General features: G+C 53.8%; 24 protein-coding genes. 7 read left to right on the forward strand and 17 right to left on the reverse strand.

The window, feature by feature from the left end:
- Positions 1-6: 6 nt before the first annotated feature.
- The 3 genes from FBR45_RS22745 to FBR45_RS22755 all read right to left on the reverse strand — a co-directional run bounded on the left by FBR45_RS22745 (position 7) and on the right by FBR45_RS22755 (position 1,335).
- Entirely contained in the window at positions 7-459 is a 453-nt protein-coding gene (locus FBR45_RS22745) for a DUF5990 family protein (protein WP_138506641.1), read from the reverse strand.
- Between the two features lie 67 nt (positions 460-526).
- Positions 527-1,018 carry an SRPBCC family protein gene (locus tag FBR45_RS22750; RefSeq protein WP_138506643.1) on the reverse strand — a complete coding sequence of 164 codons (492 nt, stop codon included), beginning with the start codon at positions 1,016-1,018 and terminating at the stop codon, positions 527-529.
- Positions 1,015-1,335, reverse strand: coding sequence for an ArsR/SmtB family transcription factor (locus FBR45_RS22755; protein WP_138506645.1), 321 nt, complete (start codon positions 1,333-1,335; stop codon positions 1,015-1,017). Before FBR45_RS22755 ends, FBR45_RS22750 begins: the two co-directional genes overlap by 4 nt.
- Positions 1,336-1,791: 456 nt before the next feature.
- Between FBR45_RS22755 and FBR45_RS22760 the strand changes: the two genes are divergently transcribed.
- Positions 1,792-2,358 carry a hypothetical protein gene (locus FBR45_RS22760; RefSeq protein WP_138506647.1) on the forward strand — a complete coding sequence of 189 codons (567 nt, stop codon included), beginning with the start codon at positions 1,792-1,794 and terminating at the stop codon, positions 2,356-2,358.
- Positions 2,359-2,553: 195 nt separating this feature from the next.
- Here the strand turns inward: FBR45_RS22760 and FBR45_RS22765 are convergent, their stop codons facing one another.
- From FBR45_RS22765 to FBR45_RS22795, 7 genes are all read right to left on the reverse strand, one after another.
- On the reverse strand, positions 2,554-2,937 hold the full coding sequence (locus FBR45_RS22765) for an SdpI family protein (protein WP_138506649.1): 384 nt from the start codon (positions 2,935-2,937) through the stop codon (positions 2,554-2,556).
- Positions 2,934-3,830, reverse strand: coding sequence for a sporulation-delaying protein SdpB family protein (locus FBR45_RS22770; RefSeq protein ID WP_138506651.1), 897 nt, complete (start codon positions 3,828-3,830; stop codon positions 2,934-2,936). The genes FBR45_RS22765 and FBR45_RS22770 overlap by 4 nt, the downstream gene beginning before the upstream one ends.
- Positions 3,827-4,360 (reverse strand): SdpA family antimicrobial peptide system protein, encoded by a 534-nt coding sequence (locus FBR45_RS22775; RefSeq protein WP_171044947.1) that lies wholly within the window; start codon positions 4,358-4,360, stop codon positions 3,827-3,829. Before FBR45_RS22775 ends, FBR45_RS22770 begins: the two co-directional genes overlap by 4 nt.
- Before the next feature lie 87 nt (positions 4,361-4,447).
- Complete coding sequence (locus tag FBR45_RS22780) at positions 4,448-5,269, reverse strand: hypothetical protein (protein ID WP_138506655.1); 822 nt, start codon at positions 5,267-5,269, stop codon at positions 4,448-4,450.
- 632 nt (positions 5,270-5,901) lie between these two features.
- A complete protein-coding gene (locus tag FBR45_RS22785) occupies positions 5,902-8,757 on the reverse strand; it encodes a M14 family zinc carboxypeptidase (protein WP_138506657.1) in 2,856 nt (951 codons plus the stop codon).
- Between the two features lie 130 nt (positions 8,758-8,887).
- Positions 8,888-9,283, reverse strand: a complete 396-nt coding sequence (locus FBR45_RS22790) for a hypothetical protein (protein ID WP_138506659.1) — start codon at positions 9,281-9,283, stop codon at positions 8,888-8,890.
- Between the two features lie 193 nt (positions 9,284-9,476).
- Complete coding sequence (locus FBR45_RS22795; protein ID WP_138506661.1) at positions 9,477-11,141, reverse strand: ArnT family glycosyltransferase; 1,665 nt, start codon at positions 11,139-11,141, stop codon at positions 9,477-9,479.
- A 199-nt stretch (positions 11,142-11,340) separates the two neighbouring features.
- Here FBR45_RS22795 and pgi point away from each other — a divergent pair, with 199 nt between their 5' ends.
- From pgi to FBR45_RS22825, 6 genes are all read left to right on the forward strand, one after another.
- Positions 11,341-12,996: a glucose-6-phosphate isomerase gene (gene pgi, locus FBR45_RS22800; protein ID WP_138506764.1), complete on the forward strand. Its 1,656-nt coding sequence runs from the start codon at positions 11,341-11,343 to the stop codon at positions 12,994-12,996.
- A 141-nt stretch (positions 12,997-13,137) separates the two neighbouring features.
- The gene (locus FBR45_RS22805) at positions 13,138-13,977 is read left to right on the forward strand and encodes an outer membrane beta-barrel protein (RefSeq protein WP_138506662.1); all 840 of its coding nucleotides are present in this window, start codon (positions 13,138-13,140) and stop codon (positions 13,975-13,977) included.
- Positions 13,978-14,115: 138 nt separating this feature from the next.
- Positions 14,116-14,952, forward strand: a complete 837-nt coding sequence (locus FBR45_RS22810; protein WP_246082350.1) for a PorT family protein — start codon at positions 14,116-14,118, stop codon at positions 14,950-14,952.
- Positions 14,953-15,109: 157 nt separating this feature from the next.
- Positions 15,110-16,015 (forward strand): hypothetical protein, encoded by a 906-nt coding sequence (locus tag FBR45_RS22815; protein ID WP_138506664.1) that lies wholly within the window; start codon positions 15,110-15,112, stop codon positions 16,013-16,015.
- Between the two features lie 90 nt (positions 16,016-16,105).
- Complete coding sequence (locus tag FBR45_RS22820) at positions 16,106-16,672, forward strand: precorrin-2 dehydrogenase/sirohydrochlorin ferrochelatase family protein (RefSeq protein ID WP_138506666.1); 567 nt, start codon at positions 16,106-16,108, stop codon at positions 16,670-16,672.
- Between the two features lie 173 nt (positions 16,673-16,845).
- The gene (locus FBR45_RS22825) at positions 16,846-17,397 is read left to right on the forward strand and encodes a hypothetical protein (protein ID WP_138506668.1); all 552 of its coding nucleotides are present in this window, start codon (positions 16,846-16,848) and stop codon (positions 17,395-17,397) included.
- A 111-nt stretch (positions 17,398-17,508) separates the two neighbouring features.
- Here the strand turns inward: FBR45_RS22825 and ypfJ are convergent, their stop codons facing one another.
- The 7 genes from ypfJ to FBR45_RS22860 all read right to left on the reverse strand — a co-directional run bounded on the left by ypfJ (position 17,509) and on the right by FBR45_RS22860 (position 25,192).
- A complete protein-coding gene (ypfJ, locus tag FBR45_RS22830) occupies positions 17,509-18,378 on the reverse strand; it encodes a KPN_02809 family neutral zinc metallopeptidase (RefSeq protein ID WP_138506670.1) in 870 nt (289 codons plus the stop codon).
- Positions 18,379-18,535: 157 nt separating this feature from the next.
- The gene (locus tag FBR45_RS22835; protein ID WP_138506672.1) at positions 18,536-19,591 is read right to left on the reverse strand and encodes an SDR family NAD(P)-dependent oxidoreductase; all 1,056 of its coding nucleotides are present in this window, start codon (positions 19,589-19,591) and stop codon (positions 18,536-18,538) included.
- Between the two features lie 82 nt (positions 19,592-19,673).
- Positions 19,674-20,666 carry an alpha/beta fold hydrolase gene (locus FBR45_RS22840; protein WP_138506674.1) on the reverse strand — a complete coding sequence of 331 codons (993 nt, stop codon included), beginning with the start codon at positions 20,664-20,666 and terminating at the stop codon, positions 19,674-19,676.
- Between the two features lie 260 nt (positions 20,667-20,926).
- Complete coding sequence (locus tag FBR45_RS22845; protein ID WP_138506676.1) at positions 20,927-21,187, reverse strand: hypothetical protein; 261 nt, start codon at positions 21,185-21,187, stop codon at positions 20,927-20,929.
- Between the two features lie 69 nt (positions 21,188-21,256).
- Entirely contained in the window at positions 21,257-21,919 is a 663-nt protein-coding gene (locus FBR45_RS22850; protein ID WP_138506679.1) for an arginine-tRNA-protein transferase, read from the reverse strand.
- Between the two features lie 171 nt (positions 21,920-22,090).
- Positions 22,091-23,434 (reverse strand): Gfo/Idh/MocA family protein, encoded by a 1,344-nt coding sequence (locus tag FBR45_RS22855; protein ID WP_138506681.1) that lies wholly within the window; start codon positions 23,432-23,434, stop codon positions 22,091-22,093.
- A 108-nt stretch (positions 23,435-23,542) separates the two neighbouring features.
- On the reverse strand, positions 23,543-25,192 hold the full coding sequence (locus FBR45_RS22860) for a RagB/SusD family nutrient uptake outer membrane protein (RefSeq protein ID WP_138506683.1): 1,650 nt from the start codon (positions 25,190-25,192) through the stop codon (positions 23,543-23,545).
- Positions 25,193-25,215: the final 23 nt, after the last annotated feature.

The raw sequence follows: 25,215 nt of genomic DNA on the forward strand, positions 1-25,215 counted from the left end.
AGTAGGCTATGTGCCGGTCTGATCAGAGAGCTTTTCCATAACCCATCCGCCAAAAGGCTTTACAGTGGCATAAACAGGCTTTCCATCTTTAGTGCTGCCGGGGACTTTGCAGGACCAGCCATACGCGCTGCCTCTCGCTAGCGCGTCCTGGAAGGCTGCTTCGGGAAGGGGAACTTTCAGTCGGCCATTAGACGCGGTGCCGGCCTGTCCGGCATAGCTGCCTATGGTGATATAGACAAAGCGGTTTCCAGGAGGGCCCTGCACGAACGGACCCGTAAGCGAAAGAGCCGACTCGCTGGGCTGCTTCAGGTGTATAACAAACCGAAAGGTCAGATCCCGGCCATTGCCTATTTGTGCCTGCACAATCTCGTTCTGAACACCTTTGCCTTTCTGCAAGCCATACACGAGGCCGTCAACCGGGTTTTGCAGCAGGATTTTCAAGTTAATTTCGTTCGCCATAGATCAGGATCAGGATTGAATACGGGCAACAACCGGCCAGCCGGTTGTTGCCCGTGACGAAGGCAATTTATCCTTTTTGTGGCGATAAAATAGCCAGTAATTCGTCCAGATTTTTCAAGTTCATAGCCGTGCCTTCCCGGAATCCCATCTCAAGCATTTTCTCCAGGCGGGCAAGCGATTCATTGTAAATACTGACACGTACGGTTGTCTTTCCGTCTTGCTCGCTAAACGTCAAATCCCACTCAGAACCGGGCAGCTCCGGGTTTTCATCTTTGTCGGCAAACGCATTCAGCAATTTGAAATTGGTTTTCGGGCTAATGGACGTATATATCTGAATGGACCAGCGCTCGTCGCCTTCGGGGCTCACCATTGCATAAAACCGTCGGCCGCCAACGACAAAGTCCATAAACTTTGTTTTTGACGTCCAGGGTTTAGGTGCCCACCATTGATCAAGGATTTCTGGCTTCGTGTAAGCATCCCATACCAGCGAAAGGTCGGCATCAAACTCTCTGGAGAAAGTTACCATTTTTGTTGTTTTGTCAACGGTGAAGTCGTTCATTTGTGTTGTTGTTTGAGGGTTGATAATACATCGTCAAGTTGGTTGAAACGGGTCTCCCACAGTTTCCGGAATTGGCTCACCCACTCGTCAACCTCTTTTATTTTCTCTACTTCGAGTGAGTAGTAGATCTCCCTGCCTTGCTGTTCCTGTTTTACCAGTTCGCACTCGGTCAGGATGCGGAGGTGTTTGGAAACCGACTGTCGGGTCGTATTGAAGTTCTCCGCAATGGCGTTCGGGGTCATGGCCTGCAAGGCAATCAGGGTGAGGATGGCCCGTCTTGTAGGGTCGGCTATTGCCTGAAAAATATCTCGTCTCATGCCGTCTTTGAGTTATTTGCGAAACCGAATGGTTGCAAATTTATGTGCAACCATTCGGTTTCGCAAGCTTTCTGAAAGAAAATCAGTTGAGCTAATCGGTCTGGAGGGGGGCATCGCAAAACGGCGGCCGACTCGACAATGGCCCCACTTTCAGTATAGTAGTGCGAAATGCGTAGTTTGTGCAGCTGTATTTATGTCGAGTCCTGCTTACAGAAACTTTCGTTTGGCCAAGGGGAATTCCTAAAACGTAAGCCTGATTGGCTGAGTACAATGTATCCAGCCGTGTAGAAGCTACAATGGATAGCAGTCTGTAAAAAGCAACTTTTACATGTCGTTAACATTCTTTTACTAATCAGTGACAGACGACAGAATACAAACTTCTAGTTTTGCTGAAATCCTTCAACGGATCTGATAAGATCAGAATACAGATTTACTTTTTTTAAACCGACAAAACAGATGAAAAAAATAATTTATGCGCTGATCGTACCCTTGGTTGTGGTCAGCGGACTGGTATTTGCCGATCGTGAACGTAAACATGAAGCGTCTAAAAAAGTAACCTCAAAACCACTCTCTGCTGCTGAACGAAAAGCTGCGTTGAAAAGATGGGAAGCTACCCCCGATGGTATAGCGTACAAAAAATGGGAAGCGTCTCCCGAAGGTAAAAAAGTATATGCCGGTGAAGCTAAAATAAGGAAGCATCTAAACGCTTTTACCAATATGGAAGCCGTTGTCACTTCTCTTTCTCTTCCGCCAGGCTCACGACTAGGTTTTGGCCTGATGGTCAGGATTAACGATGATAATTATATCCTTAGTTTTGGACCGGAGAAAACTGGCAAAAATTCGGGAAACCTGACCAACGAATTTCAGCCACTGCATAGCCTGAAAGTGAACGATAAACTAATTATAAGAAGCCATACTGTATCGCACGCGCCCAAGTATGCCTATCCAATACTATCGGGAGACTACGTAGAACGAGATGGTAAACTAATGTACAAGCGTGCTCCCAGAAAAGGCGGTTGCTAGCCGAGCCCTTCGTCGATCGAAGCCCAGCTACTATGGTATTGGGTATTGTGTACACTCAACCTTCCATGTGTGATGACGAGCTTAGCGAGACATTTACACACATGGAAGGTTGGGCTGTCAAGCTTCAAATGCGGGACGTGCTACATGTCGCCGGAGATCAGCCAAAACGGAGCGATGACAATACGTTTTCAAATTTCATTTGCTAATCTTTCGGGTGCCATCTTTGTAAAACTGTTTCTTCAGTTCAAACTCAACAATGAAAATGGGAAGCAAAACTGAGACAGTAGATACAACCATTGAAACAAGGTAAAAATCTGTCGCTTTGCTGAACAATTTTATTATATGTGTTCTTTCTAAGAGTGCAATTACAATAATGATGATAAGTATCGATACTTGAACTATTATCAGCGATTTAGCAGCAAGACTATTTGCCGTAGTCCAAATATCATTATTTAGCATGGATTTTTTTGTTCTATATCCGTAGAGAAAATTTATTTTTTTAGGTGGATATGTAGCATACAGTATTCCACAAAATAGAATAACCAACGGAACAATAACGGCTGGCAAAATCCAAATCATGACAGTAGGGTTTTATAAGGGACGGCAAGTCTACTCAAAATACGGGGTTGAAAGTAAATTATAAGCCCGGCGCTCATAGCAATGCTGAAACTTGTCAAACCCATAGCGATAAGAATAAATAAATGAAATAAAACTCCTATCCAAAATAATATATCCCAATATCTACTACTCATAAAAAATCCTGCGCTAAGGATTAACTCGATCAGTATCGTACCCCAAGTCAATAATACTACACCCAATGCACTGGATGTCAGTACAGATGAGAGAAACACATCCTTATTGCCAAATGCACGATTGTTCAGCCAATAGTAAACGGCAGTTCCGTTTTTCCACTCTGGCACCAAAAATTTTGAGGTAGCAGCTTGAAAATACAAAAAGCAAAACTGCATTTTCATTAAAATCACAAAAAAGTAAGTGTATACACGTTCATTCGCTTTGAATAGACGCTTGGTCTGCCAATGCCACTTCGTATCGTAAAGCCATAGAATAGGCATCATGAAAAGAGTTAGTATATTCGTAATCTGATCCCCCCCATCTAATACCTGACCTGAAGAGAACAAACTGTAGCTTACCCACCAGTGCAATGCAGCTGTATATCTTGGTAAGATACCTATGATCACGATGAATAAAATGCATAGTGCAACGAGATAGGCGATCTTAACATGATTACAGCCTAGCAAATAAAACAAGCTGATTCCAATTAAATCTTCTTTAATAGTCATCTTGTCACCCACCAGATTGGCAAAAATAATTTCTGGGCCATTGCACAGCAAGGTCAACATCGTTGATAGAGCTAGTAAACTTCTACTGATACCCAGAAAGGATATGTCATCAACCGTAGATAGTTGATCGTTTACCCATATATTAAATTGTGAACTTATACCAACTTTCATTGAATTAATGCTTTTGCCATTTTATAATGAGGGGAAATGTTCTTACTGGTCACAGTGACGATCCAAGCCCAAGGAATCTGTTCTTGGGTAGTTAAATAATATTCTCCCTTGAGGCTGGGGTAAGAGATTTTATTCTTCAAGGTCACTAATCGAAAGCGGTTTTTTACCGCCTTACTCATCTCAGTTGAAGAGTCTATCCAACAGGAATCTGGAACTTGATTTACTAATTGCATAAGTTCTGAAAATTTGATTCTTTGTGACCTACTAGCACCAAAATAGTTGGTCGGCGACATAGCAGGTGTGAAAACAGAAACCATCTGGCCTGCTTCCAAATAAAAGGCATCATATACTTTTTCTCTGGGATTTCGAGTAAAGAAACTCCATCCCTGGGGTAGAAAGGAGCCAATAATTTTATTTGTTGAGAAATTAAACGTCAAAGGTGAGTGAGGAATAATCATAATTAAAAACATGATTGACAGCCCACACAGCAACATTAACGTAAAAAGCATTTTAATACTCGTCTTATTCATTGAACGACACATGTTAAAATATTTATGGCGGTTTATTCAACAGCCCGATGCTGATGAGACATATTCAGCATCGGGCTGTTGAATAAACTACAGGCTTAGATTTACCGCTAACTCGTTGATGAATACGTCATGACTAAGCATATCTTTCCCTTCTGGTGAGAAATAGACGTCAAAAGTACGAACACCTGAAAACTCGACAGCCCACTCCTCGTACAAAGCTCCTACGATTGCAATAGCACCCGCTCCAACTAATACAACTCCGAATGCCAGAACAACTGCCAAAACGATGAGAAACACGGCTGCTATGAGAAACACAAAGCCTAACACGATACAATCGGCACCGTTCGGGCTGGCTATTCGACCATTATACGAAGACTGCCTTTTACTTTCCTTTGCAACTTTTTCTGTGACGGAAGCTACAAAAACTTTTTTCTCATCTATCGTTGCATTTTTTTTATTTATGAAAGCTTTTGCTTCATCACTTTGCAGAATTTCCTTTGCCATTTGTTTGCTGTGCTCGAGTTCCTCAGCAGACATATTCACTGTCTTCCAGTAAGTATTTACCTTCTGCTGTGCCTCAATCATGCCCTGCTTCACTGTATATGGGTCTCCGCTGGTCATAGCCTTTTGAAAGTCTAGAAAAAACCGAGAGTCGCTATCTTTTATATGCACCATTATTCCCTCTTGGAAAACCTTGACTTTCGCGGCCTCTTGCGCCCCAAAGTTTGTCAGGTATTTTTCCTTCACCTCAGTAAATAGTTCTTTTTGATTTTTCAGCGTTCCGATTTTATCAACGAAGTTGCCCTCAAGAAAGAATACTCCCCTGAATATTTCTTCACCAGTCAGACTGGAGGGGATAACTTTGCTTTGGTTCTGACAGTTAGTGGTAAGGAAAAGTACTGACCCCACCAAGGAGAAGATGAGCCATCTGTTTTGAGCCTAGGTACGCATAAGTTTAATCATGGTATTATTGTTTTTGACAAGAGTTACGAATTACGATACTTGAGATCAATTTACTTAACTAAGGCTGTTTCAACCCCGCACAATGAGTAAGAAACTTAACCTCGGCGGTCTGCATCCTGTTGCCCGGTAGATCGCAAACGAGCACTACTTTTTGGCCGATGCCCCCAGCCAATATTGTACGTAAAGTCGCTAGACTAGAAGTTGCACATAATTGACTATTTATAGTTCCGCGACGATTGTTGGGTATAACTTGCTCTGTATGCTGTTGCCTTTGGCCAAAGTAAATTGAAAGAGTACTTACTTGAAAGTAAGTAATCGTATTTTTTAGATATTTTTACTCGATAAGCAAGTATTTAGTTGAGCCAGCTTCGATAGTTCGGTTTGGGGACATTAATAGCTATCCGAATTACTTCTTCAGGGTCGACCAATACGGTCAACAAAGCTGGGTTGTGTTTGTCAAGTTGATAGTATTCTATGTATCAGTCCTGGTGCTTAGACTGTGAATTACCCATAAAGAAACCCGCCACAACCAGAAAGGCTGTGGCGGGTTCGGTAACGAGCCGGTTTATACGACGGATTTACTGACCGCCGGTTTTGGCTTTGGGGCCGCTACCCAGGGCCGATACAGGGGCTGGCTTGGTATCGGGGCCGAGGTGGTTCCAGTTGATGAGGGCGTTCCAGACCAGCGGGGCGTCGTGGTGGTTTAGGAAGCGGTGTAGCGGGTCGAAGGTAAACGCAACCACCCGACCGGCACCGACCGGCACGTTGAAGAGGGCGCCGTGACCGATGATAGCCTGCTCGTTGCGCACCATACCCGACAGCACATAAGGCTCTTCTTTTTTCGGGGTTTTGGTCTCGGGTTCTTTGACGGGCTTCCGGTCGGGCATGCCCATAATCAGCCCTTTGTATTCTTCTTCGTCTTTGAGTGGCTTGCTGCCATACTGCAGCACCATCAGGTCGCGGTTGTACTTCTCGGTCTGCAATAGGGGCGCGATACCCCGAAAAATGGGGAAGCTCTCGGGATAGCCGTACAGCAGCGGGCTCGACGGCTTGCGGCCCTTCGCCATAACGACCGAGCCGGGGTGGAACAATCCGGCTGCCTGGGCGCTGGTGTTGGTGCGCAGCTCACGCACAACCCCGGCTTCGGCTACCTGCATGGAGGTATTGTCGAGGGTGACGAGCAGGCCACCCGCTTCTACGAACGCTTTCAGGTTATTGACCCCGTCGAAACCCGGTCCGCCGGTCATGTCGGGCGTAGCGTCGGGCAGGCCATGGGCCGGAAACTCAGGAGTTTTGGTAAACGGCATCGGGCTGTATTTTTTGTCGATCTCGTGAATGAAATCGGCCGCTGTTCCCCGCGAACGTGGCATCAGGATTACGTCGAACCGTTTGCGCAGGTCGCCCCCTTTGAGGTCGTCTTTGTCGATGGAGGTGTACGGAATGCCGCGCTGGTCGAAGGTATAGCGGGCCCAGCCTTCGTCCTGGGTGCTGTACCAGTTGTGATAAATAGCCACGCGAGGCAGGGTTATGTCGTGCTGTTTGCCGTTTGGCAGGGTTTTAACGGCCTGCAGGTCGAGTCCGAACTGGGTCGATAGTTTCCGCACCTGCTCGGGCGAGAGGCCGCTGAACACGACCGAACCGGCCTGGAGGGTGTCTTTGTCGATCGCTATCCGTTCGTCGAGGACGGTGGCTCTGGCGGTTTTGCTCTGCGCTCTGGCCCAGTAGAGGGCGGGCAGCACGGTATTCTGTGCTTTGTAGTTCAGGACGTAGCTGGTGCCCTCGCCGGTCAGGTTGCCGGCGTACTGTATATCGCTGGTCAGCATTTTGAGGTCGGTGGGGGCGTAGGCCACGCTGTCCTGCGCTTTCACGTCGACACCATAAAGGTAGCCGAGGGTCCAGGCAATGTCGTCGTAGGGCGGAAATTTGGCTTCTTTGGGGTAGTTCTGTTTCGACAGCAGCGAGATGGCCAGGTTGCGGTAGGGCTGGTTGAGCAGCACCACGTAGTCGCCCGCGTTTTTGCCGGTTTCGGCTTTGTGAACTTCAATGGCTTGAGCCCGCAGCTGGTTGACGAGGTAGGCCGCCATAGCCGGATCGCGCTGGTCTTTCCGGATCACGAACGCGCGTGGCGTTTCTTCGGTGCCTTTCCGGATGTTGTTCAGCCCTTTCTGGTAAAAATTCTTCAGCATCAGCCGGCTGTTGGTGGCCCCGTAAGAAAGCGACGCCAGTACCCCGGCCTGCATGTAGTTGATGTTGTTGCGGTATGACCAGTACACTTTTTCGGTGGGTGGTACGGGCCGGTACCACTCCTTGCTGGTGGCGGGGTCGCCGGCGTATTTCTGCTCGGCCAGGTCGCGGAGGTAGGTGCTGGCGCCGGCATTGCCGAAGGTTTCGTAGAACCGGCCTACCGAGTTGTGGTTGTTGGAGATCCATAGGCCGTAGCCGGGATACCAGCCGTCGTAGAACGCCCAGGTAAAGACGCCGGGCAGGCCCTGAGCCGCCAGCGAGGTAATGTCGTGGTGGGCCATGATCTGCCATTCGCCGATGGTGATGGGGTCGATGGTCTCGTTGTAGGGGCCGGTGCCGGTCGAGATGTAGAGCAGCGGTACGGACTCGTGCAGGTCGAGAGAGGCTACGGGGTGCCAGTCGTAGTAGATCTTGTATAGGCTTTTGGTAATGGCCTGCGAGTTCTGAAGACCGTCGCGGTTGTTATCGTGGAAAACGTATTTGCCCCAGTACGGTACGCCGGGGAAGCCGTCGTTGAAGTCTTTCCGGTTTTTGGAGTAGCGGTAGTACCAGTCGACCTGCTTGTCCCAGCCGTCGGGTTCCGACACGGGGTTGATGATCACGATAATGTTATCGCGGATGGTGCGGATTTCTTCGGTCTGCCCAGTAGCGAGCCGGTAGGCCAGTTCCATCAGCATCTCGGGCGATCCCATTTCGGGCGAGTGCATGCCGCCGTTGAGGTAATAAACCAGTTTGGTGTCGCCCAGTATGGCGTTCAGATTCTGAGGATTTACCTGGCGCGGGTCGGCCAGCAGGGCCAGCTGCCGTTTGTAGTGATCGAGTCGTTTCTGGGCGTCTTCGTTGCCGATGACGATCAGGTTGATGGGACGCCCTTCTTCGCTGGTCATGACCGGCTCCATGCTGACGTTGGGCGAGGTATCGGCCAGTTTTTTGAAGTAGCCGTAGATCTCGGGTGTACGGTGCAGGATGCCGGGGGTGCCGATGATCTGTCCGAAATGTTTCCGGGGCGAGGGCACCGTGGGGTCGTCGGGCAGGTTGAGGACCGATGCGGGCAGGAAACGCGGATCGGTGGTGTACTCGCGGATTTTCTGGTTGTACACCTCGTCGATCTGCTGCGCCCCGACGGGCGAAATCGACATAGTGAGACCGGCCAGTGCCGCCAGTAGGGCAGGTAGCTGTTTAACCTTCATACAGTTGGGGTAAGTGAGGAATTACGGGTTGTTTTGACCGTAAGCAAGATACGCGTTTTAGGGCGTAAAGAGTCGGCTGGTCATTAATTATCCCGATCTGTATGGCGCAGGCATCGAAACCGGACGCGCTTTACTGACTCACGACCTGCACGGCATAGGTCTGGCGAACCCGGCCATCGGGCGAGCTGTCGGCCGCCTGTTCGGCAAAAACGACCCGGGCTGTGCCTACCGTAACCCCCTTGATCAGAAAGGTAGTGGCCACGGCTTTGCCCTGCGCCTGGGCGCTGCTGTCGGCCGACGACAGGGGCTTCGTCGTCACGTCGACTACTTCCTGGTTATCGGACGTGCCCACCACCGATTTACCCGTTAGCGTGACCTCTTGGATGGCGCCGACGGCTACTTTCATAGGGCGGGCGCTTCCTGAACCGGCGCCCATCCGGCAGGCCGCCAGGCTGGTGATCACTGCGATGGTACAGACGAGCTGGCAGAAAGAGACGGCGAATTGACGAGGTTGTGGCTGGTTCATGCAAGCATAACCGTTTCTGCCGGTAACAGTTTTTTTTACTGACTACCCTACTGGATCGCTGCTCCGTTGGCGTGACGTTGCCGGGGGGCGCAGGTGGTACTCTACCAGTTGGTTTGGCTGACGCAGGGGTTGCCGTGTCCCCACGGCAACGGGTGATGGTGGGCCGAGTCTGGAGTAGGTTATGTACGACAATCTAGCGGGCTTTTCGGAGGTAGAAGATAAAGCCGTTCTCGGCACCGGTTCGTCGGACGTCGGGCAGAGAGTCGAGGTGGGTGGGGGTTTCCTGGGCTTTACGGATAAACCACACGTCTTTGTCGATGCGGCCGTGCATGAGCCAGTCGTCGTTGTAGTAATTAGGGTTGGTGACGGGCGGCTTGCGGGTGTAGAAGAAAGGTCCGTAGCTGCGGTAGCCGTAGGTCTTTACGTACACATCCTGCCCCTGCGACCGCTCGAAAAAACGCATGGCAGCATCCTGTGAGATCCCTTCGATACGCCCGATGAAGAACCAGAGCGTGAGCGTGACGAATACGGCCATACCCACAAAAAGAACCAGCGCGGCCTGGGCCGTTTGCCGGTGGCTGAACCAGTAGATCGTTACCGCCAGCAGTAGCAGCAGCCAGACGCCGGGCAGGGCTTCCCAGCCCGTCCAGTTGATGGCCGCGTCGAGATTACCCTGCGTAAACGGGTCTTTGTCGGCCAGTGACTTCACAATATCCATCCGCTGGGCCAGTATGGGTGCCCCAATGGTGGCTACAATAAAAATGCCGCCAACGATGATCAGCCCGGCCCGCAGCCAGCCGCTGAACTGAATTTTCCGGTCTTCAAGCTGTGAGAGGGTAAGGGCGCCGAGGTAGGTGATGGGGAAGTAGCACAGCGATGAATAATGCACAATCTTCGACTGCACGATGCTGAACAGAATCAGCACCACCCAGAACAGCATCAGCATCCAGCGCCGGAACTCCCGCTGGTAGTTGCGCTCGATGAAAAGGGGTGAAAAGGCCCGCAGTGCAAAAATAGATGACGGAAAACAGCCCACCAGCAGGACGATGACATGATAACCCGGAAAGCCGCCATGACCTGCATCGGGTGTGCTGAAGAGCCGGATGTTGTAGGTCAGAAACTCGCTGACAAAAACCGGGCCGTGGAGGTAGGTTTCCAGACCGACCCACGCCAGCGGAAGCACCGAAGCCGCCAGCACAAAAACCAGCCCCTGCCCGATCGACAGAAACCACCGCAACCGGCTCAGCAGCCAGTACGTCAGCACCACCAGCCCCAGGATCAGCAGCGCCACCGGCCCTTTGGTCAGTATGGCCAGCCCCAGCGAAAAACCACCGATGAGCAGGTACGTCCATTCGCTTTTGGGCACCAGCAGCGCACTGCTCAGCCGCTCCCGTTTCCAGGACGCGAAGATTAAATTGACCAGGCCAACGAAAATAAACAGGTTGAAAACGGGGTCGATGATGCCCGACCGGAAATACAGATGGGGCGTTACCGAGCCCAGATAAGCCAGCGACCAGAGCAGGCCGAACCGGTGGCCGTGTAGCTTTTTGCCGAGATGATAGAGGTAAATCAGGGTGGCGATGCCGCAGAACGCATTCGGGAGCCGGGCCGTAAACTCGTCGACCCCGAAGAGGTTCATAAAAAGCGACTGGCACCAGAAAAAGAAAGGCGGCTTCTCGTAAAATGGCTGATAATCAATATGAACGCGCAGGTAGTCGCCCAACGTAACCATCTCCCGGGCGGCTTCGGCAAAATTGATTTCGTCCCAGTCGAACAACCGAACGCCCCCCAGAAAGGGAAGGAAAAACAAGGCGCCTAAACCAGCCAGCAGTAGCGAATAAAATAGTTTTTGATTCATCAACCCGAAGTAGTTAGCCGATAGCCGATGGATTGCCATCGAACTACGAGCCCGCAAAATTAGCCGAAAAAAAGATTGCGGGGATTGCCGATATTCGCGCCGACAACCGGTGCCTGCTCACGCTGTTCGGTTTGCTCATCGCCAATCCGGCCTGCAAACCGAAGGCTACGCACTGAAAACCAAAAACCAGAACCTGTTTATGCTCGCCAACCATCGCTTTACCGATTTGCCGGCCTACGCCCAGCTGCAAGCGCATTATGACCTGCTGAAAGACCGGCACCTTCGGGATTTGTTTGCCGAAGACGCGACCCGATTCGACACGTTCAGCCGTCGGTTTGACGATATCCTGCTCGACTTTTCGAAGAACCGGATCACCGCCGACACCCTCGACCTGCTGCTGCAACTGGCTGGAGAGGCCGCGCTGCCCGACGCCATTGGCAAGCTGTTTGCCGGCGACCGGATCAACCAGACCGAAGACCGCGCCGTGCTACACGTGGCACTGCGTAACCGTGCCAACACGCCGATTCTGGTCGATGGCAAAGACGTAATGCCCGATGTGAACGAGGTGCTGGACCGGATGAAATCGTTTACCGGCCGGATTCGGTCGGGCGAGTGGACGGGCTATACCGGCGCGGGCATTACCGATATCGTCAACATTGGCATCGGTGGGTCGGACCTAGGTCCGGTCATGGTCACCGAAGCCCTGAAACCCTATGCCGACGATCAGAAGCTGCGCGTGCATTTCGTGTCGAACGTCGATGGCGTTCATATCTACGAAACCCTGCAAACCGTTCGGCCCGAAACAACCCTGTTCCTGATTGCCTCCAAGACGTTTACAACCCAGGAGACCATGACCAACGCCCAGACGGCCCGCCAGTGGTTCCTGGACAACGGCGGCTCGGAGGCCGACATTGCCAAACACTTTGCCGCGCTCTCGACCAACCAGTCGGCCGTGGAGAAATTCGGGATCGACCCGGCCAATATGTTCGGTTTCTGGGATTGGGTAGGTGGTCGCTATTCGCTCTGGTCGGCCATCGGGTTGTCCATTGCGCTGTATATCGGCTTCGATCAGTTCGAAGAGTTGCTGGCTGGTGGGCATGATATGGATCTGCACTTCCGCGACGCTCCCCTGGATCAAAACCTGCCGGTTATCCTGGCGCTGCTGGGCATCTGGTATAACAACTTCTTCGGGGCGCAGACGGAGGCTATCCTGCCCTACGATCAGTACCTGCACCGGTTTGCGGCTTATTTTCAGCAGGGCGACATGGAAAGCAACGGTAAGTCGGTTGACCGCAACGGCCAGCCCGTCGATTATCAGACCGGGCCTATCATCTGGGGGGAGCCGGGTACAAACGGTCAACACGCGTTCTACCAGCTCATCCACCAGGGTACCAAGCTGATTCCGTGCGATTTTCTGGCACCAGCTGTTAGCCAACGGCCCATCGGGGAGCACCATACCATTCTGATGGCCAATTATTTTGCGCAGACCGAAGCGCTGATGAACGGTAAAACCGAAGTCGAAGCGGCCGACGAGCTTCGCCAGGCCGGCAAGTCTGAGGCCGAGATTGCGGCTCTGGCGCCGTTCAAAATGTTTACGGGCAACCGGCCTACCAACTCCATCCTGTTTAAAAAGCTCACGCCCCGTACGCTGGGCCGCCTGATTGCCCTCTACGAGCATAAAATCTTTACGCAGGGAGTAATCTGGAATATCTTCAGCTTCGACCAGTGGGGCGTAGAACTGGGTAAACAGCTGGCCAGCCGGATTCTGCCCGAACTAAAGGACGATGCGCCCGTGTCGACCCACGACAGCTCGACCAACGGGCTGATGAATGCCTTCAAAGCAATGCGACACTAAGAACCCGCCCCGCTGGAAAGCCTGTAGTCCGGGCCAGATAGTTGGGTTAATAAATAACAACATACATATTCTACCTGTTAAGTGGGTGTAACTTCGGTTGCACCCATTTTTTTATTACTCAACTAACAACTGAAAAACGCAATGAAACGTCATGTCTCACTACTGGCAATCGGTATTGCCTCATTCGGGCTCGCTCAGGCCCAAACGACAACGAATAGTTATTCGTCAACGTCCGGAAATTCGACCTACAGCACATCGCCGGTAACGACCGACAGTACCAACGCCGTCAACAGCTCGTCACCCTCGTCGTCGTACAACTCGACCGATGGCAGTACGAACAGTATGACCAACAGTACCGCATCGCCCACGTACACAACCACCACGACGGATACGTACAGCACATCGACCCGACCCAGGGATACGAAAGACTACAAAAACTTTGTTTTCGGTTTGTATGCCGGAGCCAACTCAACCCGTTTCGCGGGAGAAGACGTAAACGGCGATCGGCTGAGTGGCCGACTGGGTTACCAGGCTGGTTTCTTTGTTCGGGGTGGCGGCCGGTTATACGGTCAGCTGGGGGCCGAGTATTTTGCGTCGAGCTCGAACTATTTTACGGCCGGAGACGGCACCTCGGCGGCTACGATCCGTGACCAGATCAACATTCAGTACGTACAGATTCCGGTTTATATCGGGTACAAATTATTGGAGTCGGATCGGGGAATTTCAGCCATTCGTCTGCAGGCGGGTCTGGAGTACGCCAACCGGATTAACTCCAACAGTGGTGACTTCAATCTGTCCAATTCAGAGATTAAGAGTGGTACGTTCAACGGCCTGGGTCAGCTGGGCTTCGACATTGGTCCTCTGCTTATTGACCTGACGTACCATCATGGTTTCAGCAATTCGATCGAAGCCGTGAACAACACGGGCTTTGCCGGTTCGCAGCGCCGTATCCTGAGCGCCAGCGTCGGTTTTAAATTCTAAGCTAAGTAGTTCAACTGAGTAACGAAATCGGGCGAAGTTGGAATAATCAAAAACAATACTGGCCGATGGGCTGTTAATGGGGTGTAATTTCGATTACACCCTTTTTTTGTACAACTCAACGATTAACACATTCACGTTATGAAACGTAAACATTCACTATTGGCTTTATGCCTGTTTAGCATGGGTATGGCAACGGCTCAGACCAACTCCAATACCTATTCGTCGACCACGACGACATCGACATACAACGCGACACCGGTAACGACCGACACGACCAATGCCGCCACCAGCACATCGGACATGAACAACAACAGTTCGATGATGAACAGCAACGCAACGACGAACACGGCGGCTCCGGCTTACGGCACGACCACCACGACCACCACCACCTACAATAGCGACGCCAACACCGCCACTACCACCCGTCGGGATGGGGACGACAAAGCCTGGGGCAAAGAAGGTAAGTTTGGTGTATACGCCGGGGTAAACTTCTCGCGCTTCGTTAACGAGCCGATTCCGGATGGCGCTTACCGCGCCGGCTGGCAGGCTGGTATCTACGGTCGTACGGGCGGTACCGTTTTCGGTCAGATCGGTCTGGAATACCGGAACTCGACCACTAACCTGGTTCGGTCGGGTGCTGGTCAGCCAACCCCAACGCCGGGTAATGTTAGCGGTCAGATCAACCAGCACTTCGTCGCTATTCCGGCCTATGTAGGTCTGCGGATTGGTAGTGCGCTGGGTCTGCGCATTCAGGCGGGTGCCGAACTGTCGGCCCTGGTCGTTAATCCGGAAAACCGCTTCGGCATCGGCGAAGATGATTTCAACCGGACCATCCTGAACGGGCTGGTGGGTGCTGGTATCAACCTCGGCCCGCTGACGCTGGATGCCGTTTACAACCATGGTTTGCAGAACGTATTCGATACCAACGATACCAAGCGTAACATCCTGGCGCTGAACCTGGGTTTCCGATTCTAAACCGCCGTTCTTCATCAACAGCGGGGGCCGTTTCAAACGAAGCGGCCCTTTTTTTGTGCCTGCCCGGTTCTGTCTACGATTAGTTATGCAAACATTCCGGTCAGGGAGGGGTTTAACCGTTGATTGGTAGCAGTCAATATACTCAACTCAACACGTTATGAAAACTTTTGCAAAAACAGCTCTGCTAGTGGCGGGGGTGTGCAGTACAGGACTCGTGTATGCGCAGCGAAACTCGTACGACGATCGCTACCGCAACGATGATCGATACGATCGCCCGTCGCGTCGGGATGAGCGGATGGAAGATCGGCGTATGAACGACCGCTTCGATGAACGCCGTGAGTTTATGCGTCGCAACAATGAAGATCGGCGGTACGACAATCGCTACGAAGAGCGGATGGACCGGGGTAACCGCAACGAAAACCGGTACGACGAGCGCGACCTGAGCCAGGCTTATGACGAAGGCTTTGAAGACGGACAGCGCAGTGTGGAGGTGGCCGAGCGTCAGGAGCGCCGGGAGAACTACAAGAACTTTACGTTTGGGCTCTATGGGGGTGCTAACTCGACCCGCTTCGAGGGCGAAGACGTAGGTGGTAACGATCTGGCCGGTCGGCTGGGGTATCAGCTGGGTATCTTCGTGCGGGGTGGTGGTCGCGTATACGGACAGATCGGCGCCGAATACCTGACGTCGAGTTCGGACTTCTACCGCGCCGGTGATGGGCAGGTAGGCAGTATTGGAGATATCACCTCGAACGTTGATCAAAAGTACCTGCATATTCCGGCCTACATCGGCGTGAAGCTGGCGCAGTCGGAGCGGGGGGTATCGGCCGTTCGGTTGCAGATCGGTGCTGAATATGCTACTCCGCTGGGTGTGGGCGACAACGAATTCAACTTTCAGCAGCGGGATTTTCGGGCGGCTACCATCAATGGCCTGGCTAACCTGGGTTTTGATGCAGGGCCGCTGTTCATCGATTTTGTGTACCATTACGGCTTTGCCGATGTGCTCAAAGACGTTACGAACACCAAACGCCGGGTGCTGGGCGTAAACCTGGGCTTTAAGTTTTAAAAATCAGCCTTTATTCCGGTAGTGGTTAGTCAATAGTGGTAAGTTTGCAGGAACGCAGCTAATCGCTATCGACTAACCACTACGGCTTTTATGAACACACTCTTTCCTATTTTCGTCAAGGCCGAAAAACTACATATCCTGATTGTGGGGGGGGGCTACGTAGGGCTGGAGAAACTGACCGCCTTGCTAGGAAACGCCCCCGATACCCGCACTACGCTGGTAGCGCCCGAGATCCGCGATGAGATTCGGGAGATAGCCCGGCAGTCGCCCCATGTGCAGCTTATTCAGGAGCCGTACACGCCCGCACATCTCGACGACAAGGACCTTGTTATTGTCGGTACTAATGATAAAGCCGTGAACCGGCAGGTGCAGGTCGACTGTAAAGCCCGTCGTATACTGGTCAACGTGGCCGATACCCCAGACCTCTGCGATTTTTACCTGAGCTCGGTCGTGAAAAAAGGCGACCTGAAAATTGCTATCTCAACAAACGGCAAATCGCCCACCTTCGCCAAGCGATTCCGCGAAGTGCTGGAAGACATTCTCCCCGACAGCCTGCAGGAAACCCTCGACAACCTGACCGCCATCCGGAATCAACTCAAAGGGGATTTCGTGCAGAAGATGGAAAAGCTGAACGAAATCACCAAAGTTCTGCGATAGTGGCTGCTCGTTGGCTAAACCAGGTAGCCCTGTTGTTAGCCTCAAGACGGTCTCTTTATGGCTCGTATACCATATACTAAAAATATGAATAATTTTTGATTTGACGCCTTGCTACCCAGCCTCTTATCGTGTTGTTTTGTCATTGACAACCAATTAAATCCACACTTATCTGTATGAAAAACCGATACGTATTACTGGCTTGCCTGCTCGGTATGCTGGCTGGTCGCAGTCAGGGGCAAACGGTCGCTGACCAACCTATTCAGGATTCGGAATGGAAGTCCGTAGCCGCCCTGCATCAGCAGAAAGGAAACTGGATGGCGGGCGTTGGCCTGACGCTGCTGGGCGCAACGGCCAAAGGAGGGCGCTTTGTTGCCAACCGGACCTGGGTAGGCGTAGAAGCCGAATACCATAATCTGATTGCCAAACGTCGGGAGGGCGGGGTGTTTGCCCGCTACTACCTCTGGAGCGGAAGTTTCGTGTCCGGCTTTGTAGGCGGGGGCATTACCTACGGCTGGTACCACGACCGGGTTTTTAACCTGGACGGGAGCTCAATAAATGATCCTGCGCCCTACTACAGCCCCAAACTTAATGCGCTCGTTGGGGTCGAATACGCCCTGGGCCGCCGTTTTTCCATCGAAGGCGTTGCCAAGTATGGCAAACTCACCAGAAACGGCTCTGAGCAGCCCAGCCTACAGGGGTCATTCGTCTGGAGCTGGCACAAGTAAAAGCATAGCCGCCTGGCCCACGCGCTCTTATAGAGTTAGCCCTGTACCGTTGTAAAACGGCTTTCAGGCATAGAGGGAGGGCGCCCTCCCTCTATACCATTATCAAAACGACTATTGCAGATTAGCGTCTTCGCGGCTGTTGAAGGTATCGCCCTGGTTGATATCGCCGGTTTTCAGGCCTTTCGAGAACCAGTACACGCGCTGAGCAGCCGTGCCGTGCGTAAACGCGTCGGGTACAACATAGCCCTGGGTTTCTTTCTGGATGCGGTCATCACCGATAGCGTTTGCGGCCGTTAGGGCTTCTTCCACATCGCCCGGCTCCAGCACGAAACTTTTTCCCTGCGCGTGGTGCGCCCAGACGCCAGCCAGAAAGTCTGCCTGTAGTTCGAGCCGCACCGACAATCGATTGGCCTGGGTCTCGCTCATGCGTTCCTGAGCGGCCCGGACCTTGTCCATGATTCCCATCTGATCCTGAAGGTAATGCCCGACTTCATGGGCAATGACATAGGACATGGCAAAATCGCCGGGGGCGTTGAAGCGCCGGGCCAGGTCATCGTAGAAGGACAGATCGATGTATAGTTTTTTGTCGCCGGGGCAGTAGAACGGACCCGAGGCCGACGAAGCTGCTCCGCAACCCGACGGCGTCTGTCCCCGAAAAAACACCAGCGTCGGCGGGCGGTATTGTCCCCCTTCCTTCGCCAGCAGCTGGGTCCAGGTATCTTCGGTACTGGCCAGTACCCGGCGCGTAAACTGAGCGGCCTGATCGTCGGGTTGTGGTCCGGTAGCCCGCTGTGAGCCTGGCATGGTCGGACTCTGGGTTTGCGGCTGGTTACCGATAATATCCGATGGGTCGCCCCCCAGCAGGGTGACGATAATGGCAATGACAATAGTGCCGATGCCACCGCCAACCAGTAGTCCTCCGCCACCGCTTCCCCGGCGGTCGTCAACGTTATCGCTTTCGCGTCCTCCTAACCAACGCATGATGTGTATTCGTTTAGTCGTGTAGTTATGTAGCTGGGAACAAAGGCCCCCATCGATTACTTTTTCCGGCGCAAATTGTTTGCTGTACTGACTAGACGACGCCAGATCGAATCTGTAACGGTAGCCGGTTCGGTCTGTTTATGGCCCTGCCGCCGGTTTACAGCCCCGACGCATCGCGACCTAGTTCATTGTTCTGCTCGGCGGCTTCGTTCGTGAGCTGGGTAATAAACGACTGCGACAGGGGCGTTTCGCTGTCGCGGCCGAAAGCTCGCTGCTCGCCAATGCCGCCGGGGCCGGGTAGCTGCCTGTTGACCAGGGCCATTGTTTCGCCAATAAAACTCGGGGCAATGCCCTCCAGCGCGGCTCCCAGCTTGGCCGGCAGGGTAATAATCCGTTCAACTTCTCCGTAGCGGCAGGCGTCGATAATTTCACGGGCGCAGTCGGTCGAGTCGATGGTTACGAACGGCAGCGAATCGCCAATCTTGAAGACGGTATATTCTTTTTCGTTCTGACCCTTGTAGATGGCGTTGCGCGGGCTGCCGGTCCGGATCAGGCCGGGGCAGATGGTCGTTACCTGAATGTTATCCTTAAGTAGCTCGGCCCGCAGCCCCTCCGAGTAACCAACCAGCGCAAACTTGCTGGTCGAGTAGGGGGCCAGATGGGGTACGGCCACTTTACCGCCAAACGACGCCACGTTGACAATACGCCCCCGGGTGTGCTCACTGGCCGGCCGGGCCATCATGTGCGGCAGAACGGCGTTGACCATATGAAAAGCGGCCCAGAAGTTGGTATCCATGGCCTGCCGGAAATCGGTTTCGGTAGCGTGTTCATAAGGCGTCACAATAATCACGCCCGCGTTGTTGATCAGCACATCGACCGGACCGAGCGCCTGCCGGACGTTTTCAACGAATCGCTCGATCTGGGTTTTGTTGGTGATATCGCACACTTCGGTGTATACATCCACCTGATACTGGCTCAGCTCCGACTGGGCGCGGTCGAGCTCGTCCTGATCGCGGGCGCAGAGGGCCAGGTTAGCCCCTTCCAGCGCCAGCAGCCGGGCCATTTCGAGGCCGAGCCCGCGCGAACCGCCGGTAATGATGATGGTTTTATCCCGAAAGTCGATCTTTCGTTTCTGCGCCAGATACGCTTTGGTAGCAGCCCAGGCTCCCAGGCCCGCCAGTGTCCAGCCGATGGTTTTTGTCAGAAGATTCATAGGGATTCATATCGTTGATAGACACTAAACCCCCGGCTGAATAGAAGGTTGACGGAACCGATTGTATGGAAACCCGGCCAGGCTAGCGTCGCCCCAGAAACGCGCCGATTTCGGTGTTGATCCGGTCCGATTCGCAACCGGTAGCCAGGTGACCACAGTCGCCGGTCAGTTCAACCAGGGGAACGTTGAGGGCGCGGGCCAGTTCGGTAGCCGTGCCGGGCGTGACCATGTGATCCTGCGTGGCCACGATGACCAGCAGCCGGGCTTTGATGAGCGCTTTCAGGTCGGCAGCGGTACGCCCCCGGTAAATATCCTGGCCAATCATGGCGCGCAGCTGCGACGCCCAGTCGTAGGGGTTTCGACCGCTGTAGCCTTCTTCTTTTTTGCGGGCAAAGTCGGGTTCGTCTTCGGCTTTGAGTGTGCGCAGGAAATGGCTGGGAGTAGTCAGGTTCAGTTCGTGCAGGTTACCGACAGTACGCATGGCTTCGGCCGAGAAATTGCCCCGTTCCAGGATGGTGAGCTGGGTGCCCCAGAAGAGCCGGTCGTAGCTGCTCTGCTTCGGTGTGCCGACAATAGGCACCACATGATCGACAAAATCAGGGTAGGAGACCAGCCATTCGAACGACTGCATGCCACCCATCGAAATACCCAGTACGGCGTACAGATGCGGGAGTTTCAGCGTTTTGGTAACCAGCTCGTATTGCGATCGAACCATGTCGCGGATGCTGAAGGCCGGGAACTGGGGCCCCGGCTGCGCGCTGCTGTTGGATGGTGATGTCGAGACACCATTGCCCAGCGCGTCGACCACAATGGTAAAGTATTTGGTGCTGTCGGCCGCATTGCCCGGACTGGCTATGAACGCTTTGGCTTCTGAGCTGCCACCGAACCAGGTTGGTACCAGGATGGCGTTTGAGCGGGTGGCGTTCAGTTTGCCGAAGGTCCGGTAGCCAATGCGGCAGTTCTGAATAACCTGGCCATTGTCCAGAGTAAAGTTGCCGAGCTCGGCAAAACGCTGCTGACCGAAAACGGGTGTAACAAAAAGAATAGACAGGAGTAAAGTGACAGGGGTACGCATACAGCGGTAGGGGTTGATCAACAACTAGCAAAGGGTACCCGACCGGGTTCTTACTTGAACCGGTAGTGGGCAGTGTGGGTGAGGGTTGCTGACGCGGGTGGGTTGCTGACGCGAGTGAGACGCAAGGGCCGGGCCGCCGTCGCGCCGGGCCACCGGTGTGGTTGCGTCTCCTGATCCAATCCAAGCAGTTCGTCCGTTAGGAATATGGTTGCTGACGCGTAGGAGACGCAAGGGCCGGGCCGCCGTCGCGGTTGCGTCTCCTACGTGGATATGACCAGGTTGATGGGGGGGCGCCAGGCGCCGTTGCGCCACTCGAACTCGAAGGATTCGGGGGCGATGCCCCACATGGACCATTTGCCGGCGTTGATGGTCTGGCTGGTGTTCTGCCGGTACTGACGGGCGGTGATGGGGGCGGAGTGGGCTTTCTGCTGCTCTGTGCCGCGGGCGGGTAAGCTGGCCAGGGCTTTGGCGTAGTCTTCCTGTCTGACAATATATTCGGTGTGCGGATCCTGGCGGGCCATGCTATTGATTGTTTACAGCATAACAGCTGGGCGGGGTCGATGTTTTTGGAGGCAGCCCGTATCGCGCCATTATTCGTCCAGCATGGCAGCCGCCAGGGTGCTCATAGTCTCCCACGAAAAAGGCAGCCAGTTGCCGCTCAGTTGGTCGAAGAGTTCGGTAGCCGACTCGCAGGCGTATAGCTTGTAATCAAATTTCGGGTAATAACTCACCACGTAGCCGGGGTAATAGTAAACTTTCTGCTGTTGCTGCGCGTACCTGATCTTTTGCAGCATCAGGTATTTGCCCAGGCTGTAGCGCCGGTAGTCGGGGTGGTAGAAGTTCATAATGCCCGCTATGCTCCGGACGCCACCGTCAAAGATGCCGGCGGCAATCAGGCGGGTACCGTCCCGGACTTCTACCACGTAGCTGTCGAAGACGTTGTAGGCTGACCCGTCGAGCAGGCAGGCCTCTACCGACAGCGGAGCGTCGAACGAAATACTGTCCCGATACTCGGCGTAGAGCGTCTCCAGCTCAGGGGTGAGCACAAACGGGCGGACATCGACCGAGAAACGCGCGTTAGTCTTCAGCAGCTGGCGCTGGCTTTTGCCGTAGGTGACCCGCGCCAGATCGAGCCGGAGCCAGTGAACGGGACAAAGCCGGTTGTCGAACAGGATGAACCGGCAGGTAAACACGTCCTGCTGCATGCGGAAATAACCTTCGCTCAGGTATAAGTCCAACTCTCTCCCTGTCATGGTTTGGTGCCTGTCTGGGCTGTGGGTAGCGCCCGTTGGGCTAAAATTACTGGATTTTCCGGTTGCCGCCCGTAAAAAAGCCCGAACAAAAACCCCGCCGGCTCCGGAGCTGACGGGGGTACTAGAGTTGATCACTGGCCTTAAGTGGATAACAGGGTTAGTGGCCCCTGCCTACACCCGCACGACCCAGTCTTTGCTGTACTCGCGCGACCAGAGCTTCATCGCTTCTTTGTCGTTCAGGATATGCCCGTTCGTGGGGTCGCAGTGGAGCACCCGCCCCACGCGGTAGGCAATATTGCCCAACTGGGGAAGTAGGGTCGACTTGTGTCCTTCGGCAATAGGAGCCTGCAGGCTGGCGTCGCCCCGGATCGTCTGTACGAAATTCTGCAGGTGGAGGGCGTCGAGCTGCTCCAGGGGGCTTACAGTATTAGTCGCATCGTAGGGCGTGCTGTCGGTCACGGTCTGGACCAGTTTGTTTTTCTGGTCGTAGATGCTGTAACTGTTGGCACCCGGGTAGACCAGCGTTCCTTTCTCGCCGTAAAATACCACGCCCCGCCCACTGCCTTCGGAGTCGTAGCCGTTGCAGCTGCGCCCTTCCCAGGTCATGGCCGTGTTGTTCGGAAACGTAAACGTAATGGTTTGTGTATCGGGGGTTTCCCAGTCGTCGTTGAAAGCAAAGCGCCCGCCCGACGAAACGGCCTGGCTGGGGTAGTCGACACCCAGGCCCCAGCGCATGACGTCGAGCTCGTGGGTGCCGTTGTTGAGGGCCTCGCCCGTACCCCAGTGCCAGAGCCAGTGCCAGTTGTAATGGATCAGGTTATCGCGGTAAGGGCGGTGGGGCGCCGGTCCCTGCCAGAGGTCGTAATGCAGATGGGCCGGAACCGCTACTTCCTTGCCTTTACCGATGCTGGGGCGCCAGTTAGTATACCAGCCCCGCGCAAAATACACCCGGCCAATGACGCCTTCGTGCAGCTTTTTGACGGCATCCTGCACGTTGGAGAACGACCGGCGCTGGCTGCCCATCTGCACCAGCCGGTTGTACTTGCGGGCGGCTTCAACGGCCATTTCGCCTTCGTGCGGATTGTGGCTGCAGGGTTTTTCTACGTACACGTGTTTACCGGCCTGACAGCCCAGAATCGTTGCGGGCGCATGCCAGTGGTCGGGTGCGGCTACCACCAGGGCGTCGAAATCTTTCTGGTCGAGCAGCTTCCGGATGTCCGTAAATCCTTTCGGTTTCCGGCCGGTCTGGGTGTCGAGGCTGGCGCAGGTTTTGGTCAGTACCCGCTCGTCTACATCGCAGATATAGGCGACTTCCGTATTGGGGATGCGGGCAAAGTTTTTGGCCAGAAAGGCGCCCCGGCTGTTGGTTCCCATGATGGCTACAACCACTTTGTCATTGGGTTTGCCCCGGTAAAAACCGCCCGCCGACAGCGAAGGAGATACGATCAGGCTGGTACCGGCTACCGACGCAGTACGCAGAAAATGGCGACGGCTAAACTGTGCGCTCGTGGACATAGAGGTAAGAAGGAAAAAAGATGCAGGATAAGCGAGAAGGGAGCCGCAACCGCCTGTCTACTTCGGCTACGGCCGCCCTCTCGTGATCGACTGGGTGTGGATAGACGGTTAGTAGCCCTGGTTCTGGTCGACCTTAGCCGCCAGGTTGGCATCGATAAATTTCTGCGGAATCGGGAAAAACGCGTGGTAGTCCTGAATGGTGCTGCCACTGCGTGGGTTGTACCGGCGCACCCGTTCAACGAGCTTGCCCATTCGGTTGAGGGTCAGCCGCCGGAGTTCTTCCAGCATCAGCTCCCGCGCCCGTTCGTCGAGGAGGTAGTCGAGCGTCACCTCACTGGCCGCTACGGGTTTGGCTTTGGCCCGGCTGCGTACCACGTTGATGTCGTCGGCGGCTTTCTGCAGGTCTCCCTTCATGAGGTAGGCTTCGGCCCGCAGCAGGTAGGTTTCGGCCAGGCGCATCAGGTAAAACTCCTTGAAGGTGCGGCCATACGTAGCGCCGGCCAGTGGCTCGCCCTCAATTTTGCGGATGTACGGGTAATACCAGTACATGGTGTCGAGATCCTTGGCGGTTTTGGGGTTAACGCGCTGGCCAAAGTATTTCGACGACTTGTCGTTATAGTAAAAATCGCGCCGGATGTTGAAGCGGGAGTTCCGGATGTCGTTGGGGTCGGTCCAGATCAGGTGATTGAAATACGACGTGGGGCGATACCAGCCCACGGGTCGGCCAAGGCTGTCGGCAACGGTCATCGCCGTTTTTCCGTCGGGGTCTTTAATGGCAAAATAGCGGGGTCCCCAGGCGCGCAGGGTGCCGTTACCTCCGCCCGACTTGGGCAGGCCACCCGGTGTCTGAAACTCGAACTGAAGCGCCCAGATGGTTTCTTTGTTGCCGGATGTGGTGCGGTTCTGGTTGTTGTCTTTGAACAAGTCGGAGAACACGTCGCCGGGCTGGGCGGTATACTTGCCAAACCGAGTGGTCATCAGCTGGTACTGCGCATCCTGAATAACGGCCGACGCACTCGCAATCGCTTTGTCGTACAGCTTCTGGTTGTTATACACTTCAGCCAGCAGGTGGTCGGCGGCTGCTTTGACTACGCGACCATCCTGGGTGGTCGATTTGGGAAGCCACTGCGACGCAAACTCCAGATCCTTAGCCACGAAGGCCAGTACCTCTTCCCGCGTGGCCCGCACGAAATCGAGCTTGGGGCTGCTGGCAACCTTGTCAACGATCGGCACCCCACCGTACAGGTTGGCCAGGATGTTATAGGCATAGGCGCGCAGGAACCGGGCTTCGCCCACAGCCGCGTTTTTTTCAGCCTCGTCTTTCCAGACCGCAGCAGGCTTCTCGGCGTATTCGATCAGCGTATTGGCCCGCGGAATTGCTTTTAGATAGGCCCATTCCCAGTGGTGGTTCACCTGCGAGGCAGAGGGTGTAACCCAGGTGCGGTAATCGACATAGGTGTTGATACCGGGGTCGCCGGTCATGCCTACGTCGGTGCCAACCTGAAAATCCCAGACGTTGGCACCGTACCCGTAATCGTCATTTTCAAAATAAGCACTCCGCAGTACGGCGTGGATCGAGGCTATGTAGGTATCGAAGCCCGACTTGTTCACCAGCACCACATCGGGGTTCAGAAAGGCCAGGGGTACTTCGTCCAGCACCGAATCTTTACAGGCATTGCCGGAAATGACCAGCATCAGGCCGAGCAGCACGCGCTTCAGAACGGTATATCGACCGGGTAATACAGTTGGTGTTTTCATGAGTAAAGCTTTTGAGGAGTGTC

The organism is Spirosoma lacussanchae (assembly GCF_005870035.1).
Classification (GTDB): domain Bacteria; phylum Bacteroidota; class Bacteroidia; order Cytophagales; family Spirosomataceae; genus Spirosoma; species Spirosoma lacussanchae.